23 protein-coding genes are annotated in these 23,101 nt (G+C 40.5%); 16 read left to right on the top strand and 7 right to left on the bottom strand.

Annotated elements, in window-relative coordinates; translation table 11 throughout:
* Window positions 1-95: 95 nt before the first annotated feature.
* Window positions 96-392: a ribosome assembly RNA-binding protein YhbY gene (gene yhbY, locus ACOI22_RS01255; protein ID WP_420669395.1), complete on the top strand. Its 297-nt coding sequence runs from the start codon at window positions 96-98 to the stop codon at window positions 390-392.
* Between the two features lie 63 nt (window positions 393-455).
* Window positions 456-1,226 carry an SDR family NAD(P)-dependent oxidoreductase gene (locus ACOI22_RS01250; protein ID WP_420669393.1) on the top strand — a complete coding sequence of 257 codons (771 nt, stop codon included), beginning with the start codon at window positions 456-458 and terminating at the stop codon, window positions 1,224-1,226.
* 20 nt (window positions 1,227-1,246) lie between these two features.
* On the opposite strand, the gene ACOI22_RS01245 is transcribed toward ACOI22_RS01250, so the two are convergent.
* Complete coding sequence (locus tag ACOI22_RS01245) at window positions 1,247-3,706, bottom strand: Lon protease family protein (protein ID WP_420669391.1); 2,460 nt, start codon at window positions 3,704-3,706, stop codon at window positions 1,247-1,249.
* Window positions 3,707-4,004: 298 nt separating this feature from the next.
* On the opposite strand from ACOI22_RS01245, the gene leuS reads away from it, so the two are divergent.
* The 14 genes from leuS to katG all read left to right on the top strand — a co-directional run bounded on the left by leuS (window position 4,005) and on the right by katG (window position 19,694).
* Window positions 4,005-6,638 (top strand): leucine--tRNA ligase, encoded by a 2,634-nt coding sequence (gene leuS, locus ACOI22_RS01240; RefSeq protein WP_420669389.1) that lies wholly within the window; start codon window positions 4,005-4,007, stop codon window positions 6,636-6,638.
* Window positions 6,639-6,649: 11 nt separating this feature from the next.
* Complete coding sequence (lptE, locus tag ACOI22_RS01235; RefSeq protein ID WP_420669387.1) at window positions 6,650-7,255, top strand: LPS assembly lipoprotein LptE; 606 nt, start codon at window positions 6,650-6,652, stop codon at window positions 7,253-7,255.
* Between the two features lies 1 nt (window position 7,256).
* Window positions 7,257-8,285: a DNA polymerase III subunit delta gene (gene holA, locus ACOI22_RS01230; RefSeq protein ID WP_420669385.1), complete on the top strand. Its 1,029-nt coding sequence runs from the start codon at window positions 7,257-7,259 to the stop codon at window positions 8,283-8,285.
* Entirely contained in the window at window positions 8,278-9,030 is a 753-nt protein-coding gene (nadD, locus tag ACOI22_RS01225; RefSeq protein WP_420669383.1) for a nicotinate (nicotinamide) nucleotide adenylyltransferase, read from the top strand. Before holA ends, nadD begins: the two co-directional genes overlap by 8 nt.
* Before the next feature lie 13 nt (window positions 9,031-9,043).
* Window positions 9,044-9,361 carry a ribosome silencing factor gene (gene rsfS / locus ACOI22_RS01220; protein ID WP_420669381.1) on the top strand — a complete coding sequence of 106 codons (318 nt, stop codon included), beginning with the start codon at window positions 9,044-9,046 and terminating at the stop codon, window positions 9,359-9,361.
* 7 nt (window positions 9,362-9,368) lie between these two features.
* On the top strand, window positions 9,369-9,839 hold the full coding sequence (gene rlmH, locus ACOI22_RS01215; RefSeq protein WP_420669379.1) for a 23S rRNA (pseudouridine(1915)-N(3))-methyltransferase RlmH: 471 nt from the start codon (window positions 9,369-9,371) through the stop codon (window positions 9,837-9,839).
* Between the two features lie 2 nt (window positions 9,840-9,841).
* On the top strand, window positions 9,842-11,776 hold the full coding sequence (gene mrdA, locus ACOI22_RS01210; RefSeq protein ID WP_420669377.1) for a penicillin-binding protein 2: 1,935 nt from the start codon (window positions 9,842-9,844) through the stop codon (window positions 11,774-11,776).
* A complete protein-coding gene (gene rodA / locus ACOI22_RS01205; RefSeq protein WP_420669375.1) occupies window positions 11,773-12,888 on the top strand; it encodes a rod shape-determining protein RodA in 1,116 nt (371 codons plus the stop codon). The genes mrdA and rodA overlap by 4 nt, the downstream gene beginning before the upstream one ends.
* A gap of 97 nt (window positions 12,889-12,985) precedes the next feature.
* Window positions 12,986-13,915: a septal ring lytic transglycosylase RlpA family protein gene (locus ACOI22_RS01200; RefSeq protein ID WP_420669373.1), complete on the top strand. Its 930-nt coding sequence runs from the start codon at window positions 12,986-12,988 to the stop codon at window positions 13,913-13,915.
* 177 nt (window positions 13,916-14,092) lie between these two features.
* Window positions 14,093-15,247, top strand: coding sequence for a serine hydrolase (locus ACOI22_RS01195; protein ID WP_420669371.1), 1,155 nt, complete (start codon window positions 14,093-14,095; stop codon window positions 15,245-15,247).
* A gap of 2 nt (window positions 15,248-15,249) precedes the next feature.
* Entirely contained in the window at window positions 15,250-15,513 is a 264-nt protein-coding gene (gene ybeD, locus ACOI22_RS01190; RefSeq protein ID WP_420669369.1) for a DUF493 family protein YbeD, read from the top strand.
* A 104-nt stretch (window positions 15,514-15,617) separates the two neighbouring features.
* A complete protein-coding gene (lipB, locus tag ACOI22_RS01185; RefSeq protein ID WP_420672289.1) occupies window positions 15,618-16,202 on the top strand; it encodes a lipoyl(octanoyl) transferase LipB in 585 nt (194 codons plus the stop codon).
* Window positions 16,195-17,157, top strand: a complete 963-nt coding sequence (gene lipA, locus ACOI22_RS01180) for a lipoyl synthase (protein WP_420669367.1) — start codon at window positions 16,195-16,197, stop codon at window positions 17,155-17,157. The genes lipB and lipA overlap by 8 nt, the downstream gene beginning before the upstream one ends.
* 347 nt (window positions 17,158-17,504) lie before the next feature.
* Window positions 17,505-19,694, top strand: a complete 2,190-nt coding sequence (gene katG / locus ACOI22_RS01175) for a catalase/peroxidase HPI (protein ID WP_420669365.1) — start codon at window positions 17,505-17,507, stop codon at window positions 19,692-19,694.
* A gap of 50 nt (window positions 19,695-19,744) precedes the next feature.
* On the opposite strand, the gene ACOI22_RS01170 is transcribed toward katG, so the two are convergent.
* The 6 genes from ACOI22_RS01170 to ACOI22_RS01145 form a co-directional block, all read right to left on the bottom strand.
* Window positions 19,745-20,092, bottom strand: coding sequence for a Fis family transcriptional regulator (locus ACOI22_RS01170; RefSeq protein WP_420669363.1), 348 nt, complete (start codon window positions 20,090-20,092; stop codon window positions 19,745-19,747).
* Between the two features lie 41 nt (window positions 20,093-20,133).
* Window positions 20,134-20,415, bottom strand: a complete 282-nt coding sequence (locus ACOI22_RS01165; RefSeq protein WP_420669361.1) for a pyrimidine/purine nucleoside phosphorylase — start codon at window positions 20,413-20,415, stop codon at window positions 20,134-20,136.
* A gap of 134 nt (window positions 20,416-20,549) precedes the next feature.
* Window positions 20,550-20,819 (bottom strand): hypothetical protein, encoded by a 270-nt coding sequence (locus tag ACOI22_RS01160; protein ID WP_420669359.1) that lies wholly within the window; start codon window positions 20,817-20,819, stop codon window positions 20,550-20,552.
* 100 nt (window positions 20,820-20,919) lie between these two features.
* Window positions 20,920-21,198: a hypothetical protein gene (locus ACOI22_RS01155; RefSeq protein WP_420669357.1), complete on the bottom strand. Its 279-nt coding sequence runs from the start codon at window positions 21,196-21,198 to the stop codon at window positions 20,920-20,922.
* Between the two features lie 115 nt (window positions 21,199-21,313).
* On the bottom strand, window positions 21,314-22,111 hold the full coding sequence (locus ACOI22_RS01150; RefSeq protein ID WP_420669355.1) for a DUF1206 domain-containing protein: 798 nt from the start codon (window positions 22,109-22,111) through the stop codon (window positions 21,314-21,316).
* 222 nt (window positions 22,112-22,333) lie between these two features.
* On the bottom strand, window positions 22,334-23,020 hold the full coding sequence (locus ACOI22_RS01145) for a phosphatase PAP2 family protein (protein ID WP_420669353.1): 687 nt from the start codon (window positions 23,018-23,020) through the stop codon (window positions 22,334-22,336).
* Window positions 23,021-23,101 lie beyond the last annotated feature (81 nt).

The following is a 23,101-nucleotide window of genomic DNA, read 5'->3' as shown; positions in this document are numbered from 1 at the left end:
ACGAAATACTTAGATTAGTCGCATTACATTAAAAGTGGGGGTAGAATAAGAAAGATCAAGATTAAATAAAGCATAAAATAGGCAATTAGCAAAACATGACGTTAACCAACAAGCAAAAACAGTATTTAAAAGGTTTAGCACACCCCCTGAAACCAGTCGTTCAATTGGGAAACAATGGACTAACTGAGGGCGTAGTAGCTGAAATTGATAATGCCTTAAGTCACCACGAACTCATTAAAGTAAAAGTACCCACTGATGACCGTGACGAAAAAGCGCTTATTATGGAAGCCATTATAGGCGAAACAAAAGCGATAAAAGTACATGCCATTGGACACGTACTTGTACTTTACAAACCAAGTAAAGAAGCAAAGATTTCACTACCACGTACCTAAGTTTTAGATATAAAGGTACCCCATAAGTTACGCACCATATAATAACAATAATAGGGATTACTTATGAAACAAGCACCATTATTTGCCATCGTTACTGGGGGTTGTTCTGGATTAGGACACGCCACCAGTAGTTTTTTGATTGCCGCAGGTTGGGAAGTGTGTATTTTTGACATTAACCAAGAACAAGGCAAACAAATTTCTTTTACTTTGCATCCTACTCGATGCTCATTTAAGCAAGTAGATGTAACTAACGTTGAAAGCGTTGAACAAGCAGTCAACGATTTAGCTGATGAACGAATTTCGCTATTAGTGAATTGCGCGGGCATTGCTCCTGCCAAACGTATGCTAAATAGGCAAGGTGAAGCCATTGCATTAGATGATTTTGCGAAGGTTATTAATATTAATTTAATTGGCTCATTTAACGTTGCGCGACTAGTAGCCGCCAGTATGGCTAAAAATGAAGCAAGTAATGAAGATGGTCAGCGCGGTGTTATTATCAATACCGCTTCGGTAGCGGGCTATGAAGGGCAAATTGGCCAAACTGCGTATGCTGCAAGTAAGGCGGGCTTAATTGGCTTGACCTTACCTATGGCACGTGATCTAGCCGCCTCTGGTATTCGTGTCAATTCAATTGCACCAGGTATTATGGGAACCCCCATGCTACTGGCCATGCCTGAGAACGTTCAAGAGGGCTTGGCAAGTAATGTTCAACATCCCAAACGCTTAGGCTTACCGGAAGAATTTGCTAAATTAGCGCTGCATATTTTTGAAAATTCTTATATTAATGGTGAAACTATTCGCCTTGACGGCGCGCTAAGAATGCCGCCAAAGTAAATTGCTAGTATGGGTGGCGTTTATTCTTCGCCACCACCATTTACCACATTTGAAATGCCAAACAAGCGTGATATTGCCGCATAATGAATCGAGTTTTTTGGATAACGGCCTCTTGCGTTTAGCTTTCCTGCCGTTTGCTGCATCATAATCTCCAATGCTTCATCTACGCACGCCACCGTGTAAACATGAAATACATTATTTTCTACCGCGTTTATAACTGCCTCACTGAGCATTAAATTCACGTGGTTTGATTTAGGAATAATAACGCCCTGCTGGCCATTTAAACCTCGTTTTTCACATAAGCTGAAGTAGCCTTCAATTTTCTCATTTATGCCGCCAACTGCTTGTACTTCACCAAGTTGATTAATTGATCCCGTTACCGCAATGCCTTGTTGTAAAGGTATGTCAGTAAGTGACGAAATTAATGCCATGAGCTCAGCTAGCGAAGCGCTGTCGCCGTCAATGTAACCATAAGACTGTTCTAGCGCGATATTCGCCGACAAAGTTAACGAAAATGTTTTCGCATATTTATTACCCAAATAACCGGTTAGCAATAATACGCCCTTAGAGTGTATTGATTGCCCTAGTTCTACTTCGCGCTCAATATCTACCACCCCGCTAGACCCTGCATAAACGGTAGCAGTAACACGAGCTGGCGTACCAAAGGCGGTATCTCCAACCTCCAATACTGTTAAGCCATTTAGAGTACCAACTGCATCACCTTGGGAGCTAATTAACACATGGCCTTCTTCAATATCTTGCATGAAAGTGTCACTTACCCTGCCAGAGCGATGCTTTTTGGCTTCAAGCGCAGCTATCACATGGTGGCGCTGTAGGGTGTCATCAACTTTCTGTTGCTCATTAAAGGTTTGCAAGCAGTAATAATGAGCCTCATTAAGTAGTTCGATTACATCGGCAAACTTTGCGCTTAACTTGCTTTGGTGTTCAGCTTGACGCAAGCTATAAAGCAGTAACTCTTCCATTGCGGCATGATCAACCTCTTTCAAATTCAGGCTTTTTGCTTGTTGCTGCACCCGGGCAACAAAATGATTCACATTAGTTTGGTTTAAATCTATTTCGTGATCAAAATCAACAAGTACTCTAAACAGCTCTTTAAACTCTGGATCATACTCTTGCAAGGTATAATAAAGTTCGCTAGAACCTAATAGAATTACTTTTACATGCAAGCTTATAGGTTCTGGTGTTTGCGTAATTGAATTGACCATACCAACTTCCTGCTGGGGTAATTCAAGTTTAATTTGGCCGAATTTCAAAGCAAGTTTTAAGGCTTCCCACACATGTGGATTTTCTAGTACCTTATCAACATCCAACACTAAATAACCTGAATTGGCTTTATGTAAAGCCCCAGGCGTAATCATTCTATAATTGGTATAAACCGAACCTTGAACGCTCGTATACTCAATTTTTCCGAACAGATTTTGATAGGTTGGGTTTGCTTCGTATACCAAGGGTGGCGAGTCATCGGCCTTATGTTTAACTAGCACATTGGGAACATATGTATCTATAAATAGTGCTCGTTTGTCATACTCATCTGACTTATCTTCTTTTTCATCAACAACAAGCGTTTCAATCACCATGTCAATAACATGCTTTTTTAACTGTCGTAGGTATTTCAAAATAGCAATGTTGTCGCTGTACTTACGCTCAAGTTCTTTTAATAAGGGGCGAATCCCTTGCTCAACGGTTTCTTGCTTTAATGCCTTTTGTTTTTCAACACTTTCACGTTGCCAAATAGGCAATTCTAATAAGGCTTCGCCTAAGGTTGTTTCAAGCGCATCAATTAGGTCGTAATAGTGCTGCCTGTCGATGTCGGTTCTACTTGTGAATTCAGCATCATTAAGTGGCTTACCATCTATAATAGGAGAAAAGCTAATGCTATTGCCATCTTCTATTAAAGCCACACTTTTTTCTAAAGCTAGGTGCTCGACTTTATCAATGGCCGCATCGTATTTTTGATCATAATGGCGAGTGATGCTGGCTTTTTTCCGTTGAAAACCAGGGTTTTCGAACATTGCAGGAAACGTTGCTAAAATTTCATCAATAAAATTCTCAAGATCGCTCACCAATATTTCACTTTCACCAACCGGTAGCGATAAAGCAATAGGCTCACGTTCGTTATCAAGATTATTCAAGTAACACCAATCGCTTAGTTCTGACACACCTTTACGACATTCTTTTATATACTCGTGCACCAGGGTGTAACGACCCGTAGCCTGCTCTCCCATAACAAATAAGTTGTACCCAGGTAAGGCCACGCCTAAGCCGAAAGATAACGCGTTTTTTGCGCGTTCTTGCCCAATTAGAAGGTGTTTTGGTACTTGTGGAATATCAATATTGGCTTGTGCATTTGAATTAGCAAGCGCCAACATTGACTGAGATACTTGTGAACGCAATTTTTCTGGCTTAAGGCCCAATTGGTCAATTCGTTTTTTTAGCGCGCTTGGTAAAGGTGTAGACATCAATTAAACAAACTACTTAAATCATTTATACAATATAAATAGTGTACATTAAATTATAGTTTGTCACATTCACATTTGTTCTAAAGTGCTTTTGTGGGGATTTTTCACAGGAAATCGCCAAAATGACAACTTAAGTGCTTGTTCAAACATGCCAATACACGTTATTCTACGAGGCTGAGCTCATGACAGGAATTCGGTTAAAAAACATACTTGATGCAACTAGGGCATGAACCTAATGTGCATTAAAGATAACTGTCATATTCACCTTTTAAGAAATAATAAAGAGAACGTAGCGTTAATGGCAAACCAAGAATCAACACCCTCAAACACTGTCAACACAACTGGCCTTGATTATCAGCCCGGAGCAATAGAGGCCAAGGCCCAAGCCCATTGGCAAGAAAATAAGGTGTTTGAGGTTGAGCCCGATAGTAATAAAGAAAAATTTTATTGTTTATGCATGTTCCCCTATCCAAGTGGCAGGCTTCATATGGGCCACGTTCGTAATTACACCATTGGTGATGTGGTAAGCCGCTTTCAGCGCATGCAGGGTAAAAACGTTTTACAACCAATGGGCTGGGATGCATTCGGCCTACCCGCTGAAAACGCAGCAATAGACAACAATACTGCGCCAGCCAATTGGACTTTACAAAATATAGATTACATGAAGAATCAGCTGCATTCATTAGGTTTCGGCTACGATTGGCGCCGTGAAGTAACTACTTGTAAGCCTGATTATTACCGCTGGGAACAATGGTTTTTCACTCGTTTATACGAGAAAGGCCTAGTTTATAAAAAGAATGCTACCGTCAACTGGGACCCAATTGACCAAACCGTGCTTGCCAATGAGCAAGTAATAGATGGAAAAGGTTGGCGCTCAGGTGCCACTATTGAACAAAAAGAAATACCTCAGTGGTTTATTAAAATTACCGATTACGCCGAACAACTCCTTCAAGATATTGAAAAGTTGGAAGACTGGCCAAGCCAAGTAAAAATAGCGCAGAAAAATTGGATAGGACGCTCTGAAGGTGTTGATATTCGATTTGATTTAGCCACTAGCGCTGCAGGCTTGAACGAACTTGAAGTTTATACAACTCGCCCTGATACGCTTTATGGTGTTACCTATTTGGCTATTGCAGCCGGACATTCCATTGCTGTAGAAATTGCACAAAGTGACGAAAGTATTGCTAGCTTCGTGGATGATTGTAAAAACACCAAAACAACCGAAGCTGAACTGGCCACCATGGAAAAGAAAGGTATGGCGACCGGTTTGTACGCCATTCATCCTCTAACAGGTGAAAAGTTACCTATTTGGATAGCTAACTTTGTGCTTATGGGTTATGGCTCAGGTGCAGTAATGTCAGTCCCTGCGCACGACCAAAGAGACTGGGAATTTGCGACCAAATACGAATTACCGATTATTCAAGTTGTTAAATCAGATGATGAGCAAGCCGATTTATCAAAAGGCGCGTTAATAGAAAAGAACGAACTCATTAATTCAGGTGATTACACCGGTTTAAGCCATGAAGACGGCTTTGCAGCAATAGCTAAAACCCTTGAAGATTCAGGCCGAGGCAAAAAAACCGTTAATTACCGTTTACGCGATTGGGGGGTTTCACGCCAACGTTATTGGGGAGCGCCTATCCCAATAGTAAATGATGCCCAAGGCAACTCATTCCCTGTAAACGAAGAAGATTTACCGGTTGTACTGCCTGAAGACGTAGTTATGGATGGTGTTACTTCGCCAATAAAGTCAGACCCCACGTGGTCTCAAACAAGCCATAATGGTCAGGCGATGGTAAGGGAAACCGACACCTTTGATACTTTCATGGAGTCATCTTGGTATTACGCACGTTATGCCTCGTCTCCTGATAACGCTATGTTAGATCCAAGTGAAGCAAACTATTGGCTACCGGTTGACCAGTACATTGGCGGTATAGAACATGCAATACTTCATTTATTGTATGCACGTTTCTTCCATAAACTATTGCGTGATGAAGGTTTGGTAGAAAGTGATGAACCGTTTAAACGCCTATTGTGCCAAGGCATGGTGCTGTCAAACGCATTTTATACGGTTGACCCTAGCGGAAAGAAAATATGGCAATATCCAAGTAATTTAACGATTGAGCGAGATGATAAAGGCCGAATTATAAAAGCCTATGTGACCAGTTCTGGTGAAGAAGTGGAACACGCTGGTATGATCAAAATGTCGAAATCAAAGAACAATGGTATTGACCCACAGGCCGTAATTGACTTGTATGGTGCTGATACCATAAGACTTTACACCATGTTTGCAGCTCCACCAGAGCAAGATTTAGAGTGGACCGAGTCAGCGGTTGAGGGAGCGAATAGATTCTTACGTCGTTTCTGGCGTTTAGCGATTGACAATAAAAACTCAGACTTACAACTCGTTAGTTACAGTAATAAAGATTTGGATAAAGCACAAAAAGCACTTCGATTTGAGCTTCATGGCACGATTCAAAAGGTCACCGACGATATACTTCGACGCCAAACCTTTAATACCGCTATTGCTAAATTAATGGAGCTGCTTAATTACTTGCAAAAGTTTGATGTTAAAAACGATATTGATTTTACATTGATGCATGAAGCTATTGTGGCGATGATTAAAATGCTTAACCCTGTTACACCGCATATTTGTGAAGCTTTGTATAAGGAATATGAATTGGAGGGTGAGCTTCAAACAGCACTTTGGCCGCAATGCGACACCAGCGCGCTGGTTGAAGATGAAAAACTGATTATTGTGCAGGTCAACGGTAAGTTACGGGCAAAACTTACGGTAAGCGCTGACATCACAAAAGATGCATTACAAGAAGCGGCGCTAGCACATGAGAATGTACTGTCGTTTACCGAAGGGAAGACGATTAGAAAAGTAATTGTGATACCGGGTAAATTAGTCAATATAGTGGCTAACTAGGAGAACGTAGCGTGGCTAAAACACCAATGTGGAAAACCTGTTTGATTAAATGTATTAGCGTATGTGCATTGGTGTGCGCTATAAGTGCGTGCGGATTTCATTTGCGTGGCTCTCAGGCCCTACCTGACAGCCTCACAAATGTGTTGATTTCTGCGCCATTGCAGTACTCCCCTCTTTCAAGAGCTTTAGACCAACGTTTGAGTGTTTACCAACTCAATGGCATTATTAACGACGAAACCACTGAGTTAACAATTGATGTTGAACAAACGGTAAATGTCAACTTACAGCCCGAACAGTTCGAAAGACGTCTTCTATCAGTATTTAGTACTGGGCAGGTAGCTGAATATGAACTTGTTTATACTGTTGAGTACTCAGTGCAGTTCCCTGGTTTTGAAACTATAAACAATAGTTTGTCGGTTAGCAGAGAATACCAAGATGACCCTGACCAAATTCTAGCAAAATCCAGAGAACTTGATTTGATTTTAGGTGAATTACGCCGAGAGTCAGCTGATCGCATCATTCGCTTGCTATCAAGCCAATACAAAACAGCTGTTATTAGCCCTGAGCCTGCGAAATCTAAAAAGGTAAGCAAAATTCAAAGAGCGGTAGGTAATTAATTTGCAATTTCAAGCTTATGACGCAGAGCGACAACTTAATGCATCTTCACTGCCACCATTTATTTTGGTGTTCGGTGATGAACCTCAACAAAAGCTTGATATTATTGATGCAATTCGTGCAAAAGCAAAAGCAGAAGGCTTTGATGAGCGACAAAATTTTACCTTAGATAGCGAATTCGAATGGGCTCATCTAATTGACGCCATGCAAAGCATGTCATTGTTTGCCGATAAGCAATATATTGAGTTAACTCTCACTTCGAGTAAACCAGGAGCCGTAGCAGCAAAGCAATTTCTAGAAATTGCTAACATGCAAAACAGTGATGTAGTGCTTGTTATTCAAGGCCCTAAAGCTGGCAAAGACGTGCAAAAGACAAAATGGTTTAGTGCACTAGCAAACGCAGGTTGGTTTTGTCACGTTTACGAATTGCAAAACAATCAATTACATAAATGGCTGGCAGCACGAGCTAACAAATTAAACTTACACATAGCACCGCAGGCTCTCACCATGATTGCTGATATGTGTGAAGGAAATTTGATGGCTGGGCGTCAAGAACTTGAAAAGCTAGGCTTACAATTCCCTGCAGAACATATTATTCAAGCGCAAGATATAGCTAAAGTGATGGTTCAGCAGTCTAGGTATTCTGTGTTTCAATTTACTGATGAAATATTACGAGGGGATTTTACTAAAGCGATAAAAATGCTTTGTAGATTAGACGACGAAGGATTCGAGCCCGTTGTGATCTTATGGAATTTAGTGAATGAAGCCCAAACACTGACGCAACTTTTCGAAATGCAGGCACTAACAGGCCATGTTGATTTTAAGGCCCTACGTATTTGGTCTCAAAAACAAAGCTTGTACCAAAATGCACTTGCTCGCCTGTCACACTCGAATATGCAAACCATTAATACCGCATTGAGTGAAGCCGATATTATGTTTAAATCAGCGTATGTAGCTAAACCTTACGTTGTGCTAAGTCATCTAGCTTTACTATTCATGCCAGCGCAAATTAGCGAATTATCACTTGCCTAAATCTGTAATGTGCTTGTACGGTGGCACGTTTGATCCGCCTCACTATGGTCACTTGTATCCTCTTCAACAAACGGCTGACTTACTCGGTATAAAACGTATATCGTTAGTTCCGTCTCATATACCGGCATTAAAACACGGTGTAAGTAGTACAGCGCATCGCGTGGCAATGACCACTTTGTTAGCAGAAGAAGACGAGCGCATGAGCGTGAATCTAATAGAAGTTAATAACAACAAAACTAGCTACACAGTTGATACCTTGCGTCAATTAAAGCAAGAAGACAAGACAAAGAATTTAGTGTTCATTATTGGTCAAGACTCGCTTTCTACACTGAATAAGTGGCATAATTGGAAAGACATTTTTAAATATTGCCATTTGCTAGTAATGATTCGCCCCTGTGAAGCGGATACAAAGCAAAACAGGATGGCATCAAAATTGTATGATTTTAATACAGGCGAACATGCTATAAACGATTTTATTGGTTCAAAGATGGATAAAGAGAGTCAATTGTATTTGTCGTCAAAACTTGCCCCCGTTAATCTTATACGCCAGTGCAATACATCTGATGCGTTTACAGATATAATAAGCAAGTTGCCTGAGGGTAATCTCTGGTTAGTAAATAACGCGCCATACTATTGCTCATCTACATCTATACGAGAGAAGATTAGAGCAAATGAAGAGGTAAGTTCTTATTTACCCCTTAAAATTGAAAATTATATAAAACAACATCAACTGTATAACAGTTAAATTAGGAAAAGCATTGAATCATAAAGAGTTTATAGACTTTGTTGTTGACAAAGCCGACGATATGAAAGCAAGAGACATAGTAATAATTGATGTTTCTGAAAAATCAACCGTGACTACCACCATGGTAGTGTGTTCAGGTAATTCAAAGCGGCACGTGTCTTCAATTGCTGAAAATGTAATTGTTGAGTGCAAACAAACCGAACATGCTCCTTTGAGCGTTGAAGGGAAAGACGTAGGTGAATGGGTTTTAGTAGATTTAGGTGAAGTTGTGTTGCATGTAATGCAAGACCAAACACGTGATTTCTATCAGTTAGAAAAGCTTTGGCAATAAACGCCTAATGCAAATTCAAATTATCGCAGTGGGGAACAAAATGCCCCATTGGGTGGTCGAAGGAACTGAAGAATATTTGCGTAGGTTTCCGGCTGATTTTTCTGTTAGCTTTACTGAAATTACCCCTCAAAAACGTGGTAAAACAGTAAACCTTGAGAAAATAAAAGAAATTGAAGGGAATAAGTGTTTACAAGCTATACCTAAAGGCAATCGCATTATTGCGCTTGAAGTTTTAGGTAAAGCATGGACTACCCCAAAACTCGCTAGCCAAATAGAGACATGGAAAATGGATGGCCGAAACGTTAGTCTATTAATTGGAGGGCCAGAAGGCCTTTCAAATGACTGCCGAAATGCCGCTCACCAAATGTGGTCTTTATCTCCGCTTACATTGCCACATCCAATGGTAAGAGTAATCGTTACTGAAGCCTTATACAGAGCTTGGTCAGTTACGCAAAATCATCCGTATCACAGAGAGTAGGCATGGCAAAAGCGAAACAGACAATTCGGGATCATAGTGCTGAGGCAAATCTTTTTGCTCGCAGAGCCTTCGTTTCCGTCTTTTTCGTTATTGCGTTCATGCTTCTTATCTTAATCAACTTGTATGATTTACAAGTTCGACAATTTGAAGATTATCAGACGCAGTCAAATGGTAACCGCATAAAAGTGTTACCTGTTGCACCAAATCGTGGGTTAATTTATGACAGAAACGGTGTAATACTCGCTGAAAACAGGCCCGTATTTAGTTTAGAAGTTGTTCCTGAAGAAGTAGACGATTTAGAGCAAACTTTAGCTGAAATCACGCAATTAATGGATATTACCCCTGCTGAAATAACACGTTTTCATCGAGATCGTAAACGCCAGCGCCGATTCAAGCCCGTTGCACTGCGCCAACAACTTAGCCATGATGACGTAGCCCTATTTTCAGCTAACCAACATAAGTTTGCCGGTGTGACTATTGAAGCACGCTTATCACGATTTTATCCATTTAGAGACACCCTTACCCATATGCTTGGATATGTTGCGCGCATCAACAAGCGCGATGTACAAAAATTAAAAGCAAATGGAGAGGAAGCAAACTACGCTGCAACCCATGATATTGGTAAACAGGGTGTCGAAAAATTTCATGAACGCATTTTGCACGGTAAGGTGGGCTTTCAGCAGGTTGAAGTAAATAACAAGGGGCGAATTATTCGCGTATTAGATTTTCAGCCCCCTACCCCAGGTAAAGATATTGTGCTTAATATTGATATTACCTTGCAACAAAAGGCTCAAGAAGAATTAGCGGGTCGCCGTGGCTCAGTTGTGATTACCGACGTAAAAACAGGTGGCGTTTTAGCTTTGTATTCAAGTCCTAGCTATGATCCCAATTTATTCGTTCATGGCATAAGCCAAACTGAATATTCGAAATTATTAAATTCTAAATACAGCCCACTATTAAATAGAGCTACCCAAGGGCGATATCCGCCCGCATCTACTATTAAGCCGCATTTGGCTTTATTAGGCTTAGAAGAAGGTGTAATTGACAGCGAAACCGAAATTCGTGACCGCGGGGTTTATCAATTGCGCAATGTGTCGCACGTTTGGCGAGATTGGAAAAAATATGGCCACGGAAAAGTTGATGTAACAAAATCTATTGAAGTGTCATGCGATACCTTTTATTACGATTTGGCTTATCGCTTAGGGATTGATCGTATTCATGATTCTATGAGTCAATTTGGTTTCGGTGAATTTACAGGCATTGATTTATATGAAGAATCCCAAGCTATTTTACCCAGTCGAGGATGGAAGCGAGCTAGATTTAATGAGCCTTGGTACATAGGTGACACTATTTCTGTTGGAATCGGGCAAAGCTACTGGAACGCTACCCCTCTACAGCTAGCAAATTCTCTGAATATTTTGGTAAACAAAGGACGTAAGTTCACACCAACATTATTAAAAGGCTTTTTAGTTGAAGGCGAGTTAGTAGATGAGCCGCTTAAAGAAAGCGCAGTAATTGCGGTAAAAAATGAGGCGAATTGGGACATAGTCCTCGATTCACTTTACGGCACCGTTAATAGAGAGCACGGTACCGCCCATTCAGCATACCGAGGCGCGAAATATATAGCGGCAGGTAAAACCGGAACAGCCCAATTGTTTACCATTGCACAAGATGCTGAATACGAGGCTGAATCGGTGAATGAAAATTTGCGTGACAATGCTATGTATATTGGTTATGCCCCTTATGATGATCCACAAATAAGTATAGCGGTCGCTATTGAAAATGTAGGTGGCGGTGGGTCAAATGCCGCTCCATTAGCCAGGCATGTAATGGATTATTATTTTGAAGCGCAGGAAAAAAATAACGAAACGGAAAATATGGCTCAAGTACCTGTCAACGCAGTTAGCCAAACTACATCATCATTGGCTGAACAATGAAAAAGACTGAATTTAAAACCAATAAGCAAAGCTTCTTAGAGCGCATTCATATAGACGGTTTTTTACTATTTTCACTTGGTTGTTTAATGGGAATTGGCTTGCTAACAATTTTCTCATCAGGCGGGCAAGATTGGGAGCTAGTTAATCGCCAGCTCGTTCGCTTAGGACTCGCAATTGCTATTATGTTTATTTTGGCACAAATCCCAATTATGGCGTATAGGCGTGTAGCAATATACTTTTATACGGTCGGTATTGTGCTGCTGCTGGCCGTATTGTTATTTGGGGTAATGGGTAAAGGCGCTCAGCGCTGGCTTGACCTTGGCTTTTTTAGATTTCAACCTTCTGAAATAATGAAGCTTGCCATGCCTATGATGATTGCCTGGTTCGTAAGTAAACATAGCTTACCTGCTCGTTTACAGGACGTTTTTTGGGGCTTTGTACTTGTGTTTATTCCAACCATATTGATTGCAAAGCAACCTGATTTGGGTACATCTTTATTAGTTGCTACAAGTGGCATATTTGTTTTGTTTTTAGCCGGAATGCGCTGGAAGTTGATTGCTTTTATATCGATGTTAGGTGGCGCATTTGCCCCTATCATGTGGTTTTTCTTAATGAAAGATTATCAAAAGCAACGAGTCATTACTTTCTTAGATCCTGAAAGTGATCCACTTGGATCGGGCTACCATATCATTCAATCTAAAATAGCAATCGGTTCAGGCGGGATTGAAGGTAAAGGTTGGTTGCAGGGAACTCAATCTCAGTTAGAATTTTTGCCTGAACGCCATACTGACTTCATATTTTCCGTATTTAGCGAAGAATTCGGACTCATGGGTGTGGCAGGTTTACTATTTATGTACTTGTGTATTATTTTAAGAGGCTTGTACATCGCCAATAGAGCGCAAGATACATTTAGCAAATTACTGGCGGGTAGTATTACCCTAACCTTCTTCGTATATGTGTTTGTTAACATGGGGATGGTGTCAGGAATTTTACCTGTTGTAGGCGTTCCATTGCCGCTCATTAGTTATGGGGGAACATCGATGGTGACCTTAATGGCTGGGTTTGGTATTCTTATGGCAATTAGTACACAAAAACGATTGTTATCCAGATAACAAACTGTTTGTTTAATAACAATTTCTATAAATATAACGCTCAATCTTTTGGTGTAAGTACCAAAAGCTAAATAAGGGCGAATGAAGGATTATTGCTATGCACTACACGGCTACCTGTTCATTATCTCTTATCTCAAAACAACGTAAGCTAATTTGCTTGTTTATTTTTATTCTAGGCGTGTTGCAAGGATGTAATTCATCTCCTCAAGGGAGATATAAAATAGCAGAAGATTCAGCACCTAATTACGATTACGGCGAAATTAAATATACTGACGTAACACCTAAATATGAACCCTATAATGTGTGGACTAGTCGCCCTTATCAAGTTTTGGGGCAATACTACACACCGCTCATTACCGGCAAAGGCTATGAAGCTGAAGGTAAAGCTTCATGGTATGGGCAAAAGTTTCATGGTCATAAAACAGCTAATGGCGAAACTTTTGACATGTTTGCTTTAAGTGCTGCGCACAAAACCTTGCCTCTTCCCTCTTTTGTGAAAGTGACAAATTTAGCCAATAATGAGCACACCATTGTAAGAGTAAATGACCGTGGTCCATTTCATGATGACCGTATTTTAGATTTATCGTACGGTGCAGCTAAAAAACTAGGGTTTCACGAACATGGCGTTGCCGATATAAAAATAGAAGTTGTGCACGTGAGTGAGAATGGACTAGTTAGCGTTGGAAAATCAGAGCCTACGGCTCCACTTGTTGAAGCCGCGCCTCCTGTATTACTGGCACAAACGCCCAATTCAGTTCCGGTAGCTGAAGCCAGTCCTACTTCTGAACAGGCGAACTTGCCAGGATTGTTTGTGCAAGTAATGGCTATACAAAATGAAGAAAAAGTTAAATCTTTAGCCGTGGGCTTGAGTAACTTGTTGCAAGTATCAACTAACACCCCAAAGGTTGCTAATATATATAAATTACAATTAGGGCCACTTGCGAATGAACAAAAAGCAGAAAAACTAATCAAAGAATTGTACAAAATAGGGTTTGACCAAGCTTTCGCTGTAGAGGTTTCGCCCTAACAAGGGGGTAATTCCCTTAATTTTGTCTCAACGGAACATAAATCAAACAGTATATTGGTAAAGATACAAACTAAAACCGTGTTTCGACTGTAGTTTGTTGTCACAATCAGCTAAAATTGCTGGCTAATATTTGAATATGATTTTCGAATAATTTTTAACACTAATTCAGGAAATAAAATGCGTTTTAAAATACTTGTGACATTATGGATAACTATGGTTTTACACGCAGCGAACGCTGCAATTGTAATTCCTCCACCGCCGGCGGTGGCGGCAAGTGGATATATGTTAGTTGACCATACCACAGGCCATATCATAGCTGAAAAAAACATTGACCAACGTTTAGCGCCTGCTAGCTTAACTAAAATAATGACTATTTACGTGGTAGGTAAAGAGCTGCAAGCCGGTAACATCTCATTAAATGACATGGTGACTATTTCTGAGAACGCTTGGGCCAAAAACTTTCCTGACTCATCAAAAATGTTTATTGAAGTAGGTACACAAGTTTCGGTTAGCGATCTCTTAATGGGAATTGTTGTGCAATCAGGTAACGATGCGTGTGTGGCGATTTCAGAACATATTGCCGGTAGTGAAGAAGCATTTGCTAGCATGATGAACGCCCATGCACAAAACTTAGGCATGACAGCCACTAACTTTGTTAACAGCCACGGCCTACACAACGCTGACCACTACACCTCTCCTCGTGATATGGCAACTTTATCATCAGCTCTTATAACTGAAACGCCTGACATGTATGCCATTTATAGCGAAAAAGAATTTACTTATAATGGTATAAAACAATTTAACCGTAATAGCTTACTTTGGGACAAGAGCCTAAACGTAGACGGTATAAAAACTGGCCACACGTCAGACGCTGGCTACAGCTTAATTACATCAGCTACCCAAGGTGACATGCGTTTAGTGTCAGTGGTAATGGGTACTGAAAGTGAAAGAGCAAGAAAAGCTGAAAATAAAAAGCTTCTTCGATACGGCTTCCGCTTTTATGAAACGGTAACACCCTATGAAGCCGGCCACAGTTTTGCTGATCACCGTATTTACATGGGCGCTAAAGAAACAGTAAGTTTAGGTATTAATTCTAGTACACCTATGACTATTCCGCGCGGCCAAGCAAAAGAGTTAAAAGCCAACTTTGAGCTAAGTACTCAACTTCAAGCACCTATTGAAAAAGGCATGACTGTAGGAACACTAAACATTGTATTAGATGATGAAGTACTTATTACCTACCCCCTTGTTACTTTAGAAGAAGTTGAAGAAGGTGGCTTTATTAGCCAGGCCTTGGATTGGTTTAATCTTAAAACAGGATTGGAAGAGTAACCATGGATACAAAGTTTGATGAATTGTTAGAATTTCCATGCCTACAAACATTTAAGGTTATGGGCGTAGCCCACCCTGACCTACCTGATGTAGTTATTAATCGCCTACAAGAACTTGCACCAGGTGATTATTCACCCAAAGTTAAACCGAGTGCAAAAGGCAATTATCATTCATTGTCAATTTCGGTCCAGGTAACAAGCAAAGACCACATGGAAAGTATTTATGTGGAAATATCTAAATTAGAATTGGTTCGCGTGGTTCTATAGCTTTGAGTAATTCTCCCCATTCTGAGATACATACTAAACGCAAAGAATTGCCTGTTTTAGTAAGAGATTTAGGATTTCAGCCATACCTCCCTATATGGGATAAGATGAAATCATTTACTGATGAACGCGACGAACATTGCGCCGATGAAATTTGGGTCTTAGAACATCAAGCCGTTTTTACTCAAGGGCAAGCAGGAAAAGAAGAACATCTTTTAGCAACCGGTGATATCCCGGTGGTTCCTGTTGATAGAGGCGGGCAAGTCACCTACCACGGTCCCGGCCAACTAATGATGTATGTTTTATTAGATATACGTCGTAGAAAGCTTGGTGTAAGGGATTTAGTAAGTGCCCTTGAAAACTGTATTGTGTTAAGCTTAGAGCCGTACGGAATTGAAGCATATGCTAAAAAAGATGCCCCAGGTGTGTATATTAATGAGCAAAAAGTCTGCTCAGTAGGTTTACGCATAAGAAAAGGCTGCTCTTTTCATGGTTTAGCACTTAATATAGATATGGATTTAAGCCCATTTCAGCGAATAAACCCCTGTGGTTACGCTGGGCTTGAAATGACCGACAGCAAACGTCTTCATGGTATTCAAACTATTGCTGAAGCTAAAAAGCAAGTAGTTGAAAACTTTTGCAAACTATTGAATCTCCACCCATTGATACATAAAGAAGGTTTTAATGAGTAACCCACGTTCTCAAGCTGGTGTAAAACTTCGTGATGAAGATAAAGTTAAACATATCCCCATTACTATAGTCCCTACAGAAAAAGCAGATATGCTGCGTAAACCTGCTTGGATTAAAGTAAAATTACCAGCAACAACTGACCGTATTGACCATATAAAAAAGACTTTACGTAAAAATAAACTGCATTCAGTTTGTGAAGAAGCAAGTTGTCCTAATTTGGCTGAGTGCTTTAATCATGGTACAGCTACGTTCATGATCCTAGGGGATATATGTACACGCCGTTGTCCGTTTTGTGATGTTGCTCACGGTAAGCCTTTACCTCCGAGCGCTGAGGAACCCGAAAAACTAGCTAAAACTATTGCTGAAATGAACCTACGCTACGTGGTTATTACCTCGGTTGACCGTGATGATTTACGTGACGGTGGCGCTCAGCATTTTGTAGATTGTATAAAAGCAATAAGAGAGCACAGCCCCACTACTACAATTGAAGTATTAGTGCCCGATTTTCGTGGGCGAATGGACAGAGCTTTAGAAATATTTAAACAAGCCACTCCTGATGTGTTCAATCATAACTTAGAAACTATCCCGCGCCTTTATCGTGAATGCCGTCCGGGTGCAAATTACCAGTGGTCTCTTGATTTACTCAAGAAATTTAAAGAGCAGCATCCAAGCATCCCGACCAAGTCAGGTTTGATGATGGGTATGGGCGAAGAAAGCGAAGAGATGCAAAGCGTTTTAGATGATTTGCGTTCACACAAGGTTGATATGTTAACCTTAGGACAGTACTTACAGCCTAGTAAGCATCACTACCCTGTTAAACGTTACGTTACACCTGCAGAATTTGATTTGTTAGGTGACTACGCAAAAGAAATTGGCTTTACTCACGCGGCTTGTGGTCCAATGGTAAGGTCAAGCTACCATGCAGACAAACAAGCTGCTGGTGTAGAAGTTAAGTAAATTTTTTCTAAAGATTATAAGCGTTAGCTACTTACTGTTGGTATTGGTAAAAAGGTTTTTTTTTACTTAGCAGTAAGTAGCTATAACAACACCACAAACTCCCCTCCCATATTATTTTCTAATGCTATGTTTAAATGCGTTTGATCTTTATAAATCTAAAGTGATGGTTTTACGCATTTACTATCATTTCACCCTATAAAGATTTGCACTTTCTAATCGATAAACTAGTTTAGCTGCATCTGAAAAACTCACTATATTCTTTCAGAGTACCGATTTACTATTGATTAAATCTTATGTTCACATGTATTGACAAGTCACTACATTTTATCCCCAAAGAGGTAAAGTAAATGAGTAATGCAAAGATAGGCGATGTAAACGATTCTGCAAAAAAGTGCCCAGTTATGCACGGTGGTTTAACAGCTTCTGGCACGTCTAATATGGACTGGTGGCCGGAAGCTCTTAACTTAGATATTCTTCACCAACATGACACTAAAACAAATCCCTTAGGCGAAGATTTTGATTACCGTGAAGTAGTTAAAACGCTTGATTTTGATGCCTTAAAAAAAGACATGATTGAACTTATGACTAATTCGCAGTCGTGGTGGCCTGCTGACTGGGGTCATTATGGTGGCTTGATGATTAGAATGTCATGGCACGCTGCAGGTTCATATAGAATTGCGGATGGCCGCGGAGGCGCTTCTACTGGTAACCAGCGTTTTGCACCTTTGAATTCTTGGCCCGATAACGTTAATTTAGACAAAGCTCGCCGCTTACTGTGGCCTATAAAAAAGAAGTATGGCAATAAACTGAGTTGGGCTGATCTTTTAGTATTTGCCGGTACAGTCGCATACGAAAGCATGGGCTTAAAAACCTATGGCTTTGCATTTGGTCGCGCTGATATTTGGCACCCTGAAAAAGACACCTACTGGGGAGCGGAAAAAGAATGGCTCGCACCTAGTGACGAGCGTTATGACAGCGTTGAAGCGCCTGATTCAATGGAGAATCCATTAGCCGCGGTACAAATGGGCCTTATTTACGTTAATCCAGAAGGTGTGAATGGAAAGCCAGATCCGCTTAAAACAGCTTTACATGTGCGTGAAACCTTTGCTCGAATGGCAATGAATGATGAAGAAACGGTAGCACTGACTGCAGGCGGCCATACTGTGGGCAAATGCCATGGTAATGGAAACGCAGAAAATCTTGGGCCTGATCCAGAAGGCGCTGATATTTTAGAGCAAGGCTTAGGCTGGATGAACAATGAAACTCGCGGAATTGGTCGAGATACTGTATCAAGCGGCATTGAGGGTGCGTGGACAACTAATCCAACACAGTGGGACAATGGATACTTTGAACTGTTGTTAAACTACGACTGGGAACTGAAAAAATCACCTGCAGGTGCGGAACAATGGGAGCCTATCAACATTAAAGAAGAAGATAAGCCTGTTGACGTTGAAGACCCAAGCAAACGTTATAACCCTATTATGACTGATGCTGATATGGCAATGAAAATGGACCCAATTTATCGTGATATTTCAGAAAAGTTTTATAATAACCCTGACTACTTCAGTGAGGTGTTTGCCCGAGCATGGTTTAAATTAACGCATCGTGATTTAGGGCCAAAAGTTCGCTACATAGGTCCAGAAGTACCTCAGGAAACGTTAATCTGGCAAGATCCTGTGCCTGCTGGCAGCACTGACTACGATGTAGATTCTTTAAAGGCAAGTATTGCAGATTCTGGCTTAAGCATAGGTGAAATGGTATCTACCGCATGGGATAGCGCCCGCACCTTTAGAGGCTCTGACTTACGAGGTGGTGCAAACGGAGCACGTATACAATTAGCGCCTCAGAAAGATTGGCAAGCTAATGAGCCTGAAAAGTTGGCTAAAGTGCTATCAATATTAGCACCGTTAGCGCAATCAGCAGGTGCCAGTTTAGCTGATACCATTGTATTGGCTGGTAACGTAGGGCTTGAAAAAGCGATTGATGCGGCTGGGTTTGATGTTGAAGTACCATTCTTATCGGGCCGTGGTGATGCTACTGATGATATGACCGATGCTGAATCGTTTGAACCATTAGAGCCTCAGGCTGATGGCTTTAGAAACTACTTGCCAAAAGACTACGTAGTGAAGCCAGAAGAACTGTTATTAGACAAAGCACAGCTACTAGGATTAACCGCGGCAGAAATGACCGTTTTAGTAGGTGGTATGCGCATGTTAGATACCAACTATGAGGGCACATCTCATGGCGTATTAACTAGTAACTCAGGTTCATTAACGAATGATTTCTTCGTTAGCATTACTGATATGAAATATACGTGGAAGCCAACTAGCAAAAGTACCTACGCAATTGTTGATAGAGCATCAGGTGAGCAAGTTTATTCGGCAACTCGTGTTGACTTAGTCTTTGGATCTAACTCAATATTACGCTCTTATGCAGAGGTGTATGCGCAAGATGACAACAAAGAGAAATTTGTTAGAGACTTTGTGAAAGCTTGGACGAAAGTTATGAACGCTGATCGTTTTGACGTAAATGCGTAAATAAATATAATGACACTAAAAAGCCCGCTTTACGCGGGCTTTTTAATTATTCAATGTGGCTGCAAACGCAATTGCCAATTCCCTTGGTGTTGCTCATTGCAAGCTTCTTCACTATCAAAGCGCACATGGCGACGCGCATCTTTTAACTTAACGCCAACTCTTAAAAGTTGCCCTTGAATTTGACGCCTCAAATAAACATCTAAGTCTTTACTATTCGCAAGCTCAACTGACGCTTCTGTATCAAACACGCAAATTACGGCTAAGCTAGCAGGAAAGTTATCGTAGCTAGCAGTATGAGTAATCCATTCGAATCCGGGAATTTCACATTTAGCCAACTCACAAACATGTGTTAGCGCCTTCACCACGTTATTGTCTAATTTCTTAACGGTTTTTTTCACTTTATTTTTAATTACTTACGATAAATTAAACTAAACAAGTATTACTTGTAGTCACACAAATAGGCAGTATTTACCGCGACTTTTACCTTAAATTTTACATTGGCTTCGACTGTAAACACTTCACCACTGCCAAGCGTTTCCCAATCATTAGTGTTTGGTAATAAAACAGTCATGGCACCGCTAACCACACTCATGGTTTCATGTTTTGACGTAGCAAATTCATACTCGCCAGGTGCCATAACACCTAATGTAGATGTTCCCGCCTCGGTATCAAAAGCGATGGATTTTACGTTCCCGTCAAAATAGTCATTGGTACTAAACATTTTTACTCCTAATATAATTTTCCACGGCGCTAATGTATCAGTTTTACTGAGTACCTGCACCGCTGATCACATATATAGCACTAAAATAATGACCTTTGAGCAACATATTAGCGCAGAATAAACGCGCCGCTCACTTAACGCTTAAATAATGTGTATAGCAACGCACCGCCTAAAGCCGCAATGCCCGCACTTTGGTATGGATGTGACTTAACAAAAGCTTCAAGCGTTTGTGCACCTTCTTTGAAATTAGACACTAATTGCTCATCTATAGTAGACGAATGGGTAGCATTTGAACCGGCTATATTTTCTTCAGCTGCTTCGTGTAACTCGTTCTTGTCTTTATCGCTGAGCGTATCACCAATAGTTGCTGATACTGGTTTTGTAGATTGTGATACGGTAGTCATAATTACTCTCCTAAAATTTGATCAATACTCTTGAAATGCTAATTAAACATAATTTTTAACGCTTAACTATTCGGTAGAATTTACACACTAACCTTGTTAACTATTCTTGGTTAACCTTACGTGAATGCGCTTTTTTACTACCAAAAATTGAGTACGCTATTAGACCTAAGGCAGCCAATGCGCCAATTGTTTTTACGGGGTTACGTTCAACCATATTCACTACGCGGCTTTTTCTTAATTGTTTTGCCGTAACTAAGCCCTTATCCATGGCGGCTTTGCCACTAACAGCGGCTTTGCTTATATTTTTCTGTGACATTTCGCTTACGGTATCAATTAGCTGATCACTCATCGTCTTACTATTTTTTAATGGATTGTTCATTAATGTTCTCCTATGTTTTAAAAATAATGTGTTACTTACGAGCAATTAAAAATTGCTACTATTTAAGCTAACTGCAAAGCATGTACCATCTATTCGCATTGCTTAGGTTTTATGGCTAATGTGTTTGGCGATACCGCCCCTCAAGCCCACAGAATATTCCAAATGCAATCATGCCTGCGCCTAATGCACTTGCTAAATAAGGCCCGAAGGGAAGCTGAAGTAGTGTTGAAATAGCTTTTCCCATACCTCCTACTTCGCTAGGATCGCTTTGATGCGCAGCAAACAAAAAGAAACCACCTATTAAAGAATACAGCGCGCCTCGCCCTGCAAAGCCGAACCGCCCGCTCGTTTTTGCAAGCTTTACAAATTTACCTGACATATCGGGTACAAATTTATCCATAAAATCTGCTTTGACTGCGTGTTTAAATTGAATTACACCAAAACTAATAACGACCAAGCCAAGCGCTACCACTAATGCAGTGCCCCACGCAGAATTAAGTAAAAATACTAACGTAGACTCTTTACTTTGCTCGCTTGATGATGATTCTCGCAGCAATACTTTTAACGCGGCGTATGTTGCCATTGAATACAAAAAAGCCGAGCCCCAGTAAAAAGCTCTTAATAAAGCATCGCTTGGCTTTGACATGTCTAAGTCATCAGGGTTAGTAATGGCTTGCACTGAACGCCATACAACATAGCAAGCGAAACCAATAACAACGCTTGCTAGAGAAAACTGGCCGAAGGGAGATTGTAATATTTCTTGGAAAACTGCTTTTTTGGAAACATTTTGTGTATTTCCCGCAAAGAAAACAGCATAAATAGTTAAAAATCCTAATACCGAATACACTACACACTTAGCGGAGTATCCAATTCTAGCAATTATTGTTACATATCGTTTTTGGGTTCGAGTCACCGAACTATCCTCTTGTAGTCTTCTAATTAGGCTTAGCAAATTTAGCGCCTAGAAGTTTACAAAGGTTTAAATAGCGCGTTGATACCTTTAAAAATCGTATTCTAAAATACATTCTTCACAAATATATTAGACTTGCCGCTATCTAAATAATGCGTTTACGCAAGTAAGTTTTACCGAGTCACCCACTTATATTGAAAGATTTACAATGCTTGCCTTGCTGAGTTAAACAAGATGCTTACGCCTTAAATGCGACCACCTATATACAAAATAAATCAACATTGCCCAACTTGTACCTACTATCCAACCAGCAATTACATCTGAAGGATAATGCACACCTAAATAAACACGGCTTACACCAATCGCTAACGTAATAAACGTTGCGAGGGTAAACATAAAAATACGTATTCGTTGTTGAGTATTTTGCTGTGCAAGCAAACCGGCAATAGTAAAATAAACCAGTGATGACATCATTGCATGGCCACTTGGAAAACTGCTTGTATAAACGTAGCTACCGTGTGGCACTAAGTCGGGCCGTGGGCGGCTGTAGCCGTATTTAAGTGAAAAGCTGACTAACATGCCTGTTGCAATGCCTATTAACACTAGCAAAGCGGCTTTAGGCTTTTTAATTATTAATAAAAATATAGTCACCACTAAGGTCACTATTACCAACATCCCCACACCACCTAAGGCGGTAATATCTCGCATCATTTCTTCCACCCACTTAGGGCCAAGCGGATCGCTTAAATCATTTTGCTCCCTAAACAGTAATAATAGGCGCGTATCAATGGCCAAGGTACTTTCAGCCATAACCAGTGCGGCAAGATTAATAAATGCAAAAAGCGCTATTGAGATAATAATAAAAATCGACAGTTGCCGAGTATCTTTTAGTAGAAGTTTGATAGTTTGCATGAGCTTACCTTTTGCTATTTTGACCTGCTTTAAATAAGTAATTAAAAGCACTCTATGCAAATCATGAGCCGTTAAAATGAA

Origin of the sequence: Glaciecola sp. 2405UD65-10 (assembly GCF_048820975.1) — a bacterium.
Taxonomy (GTDB): domain Bacteria; phylum Pseudomonadota; class Gammaproteobacteria; order Enterobacterales; family Alteromonadaceae; genus Glaciecola.
Note: the sequence above shows the minus strand (reverse complement) of the source record. Positions and strands in the feature narration are given on the sequence as shown.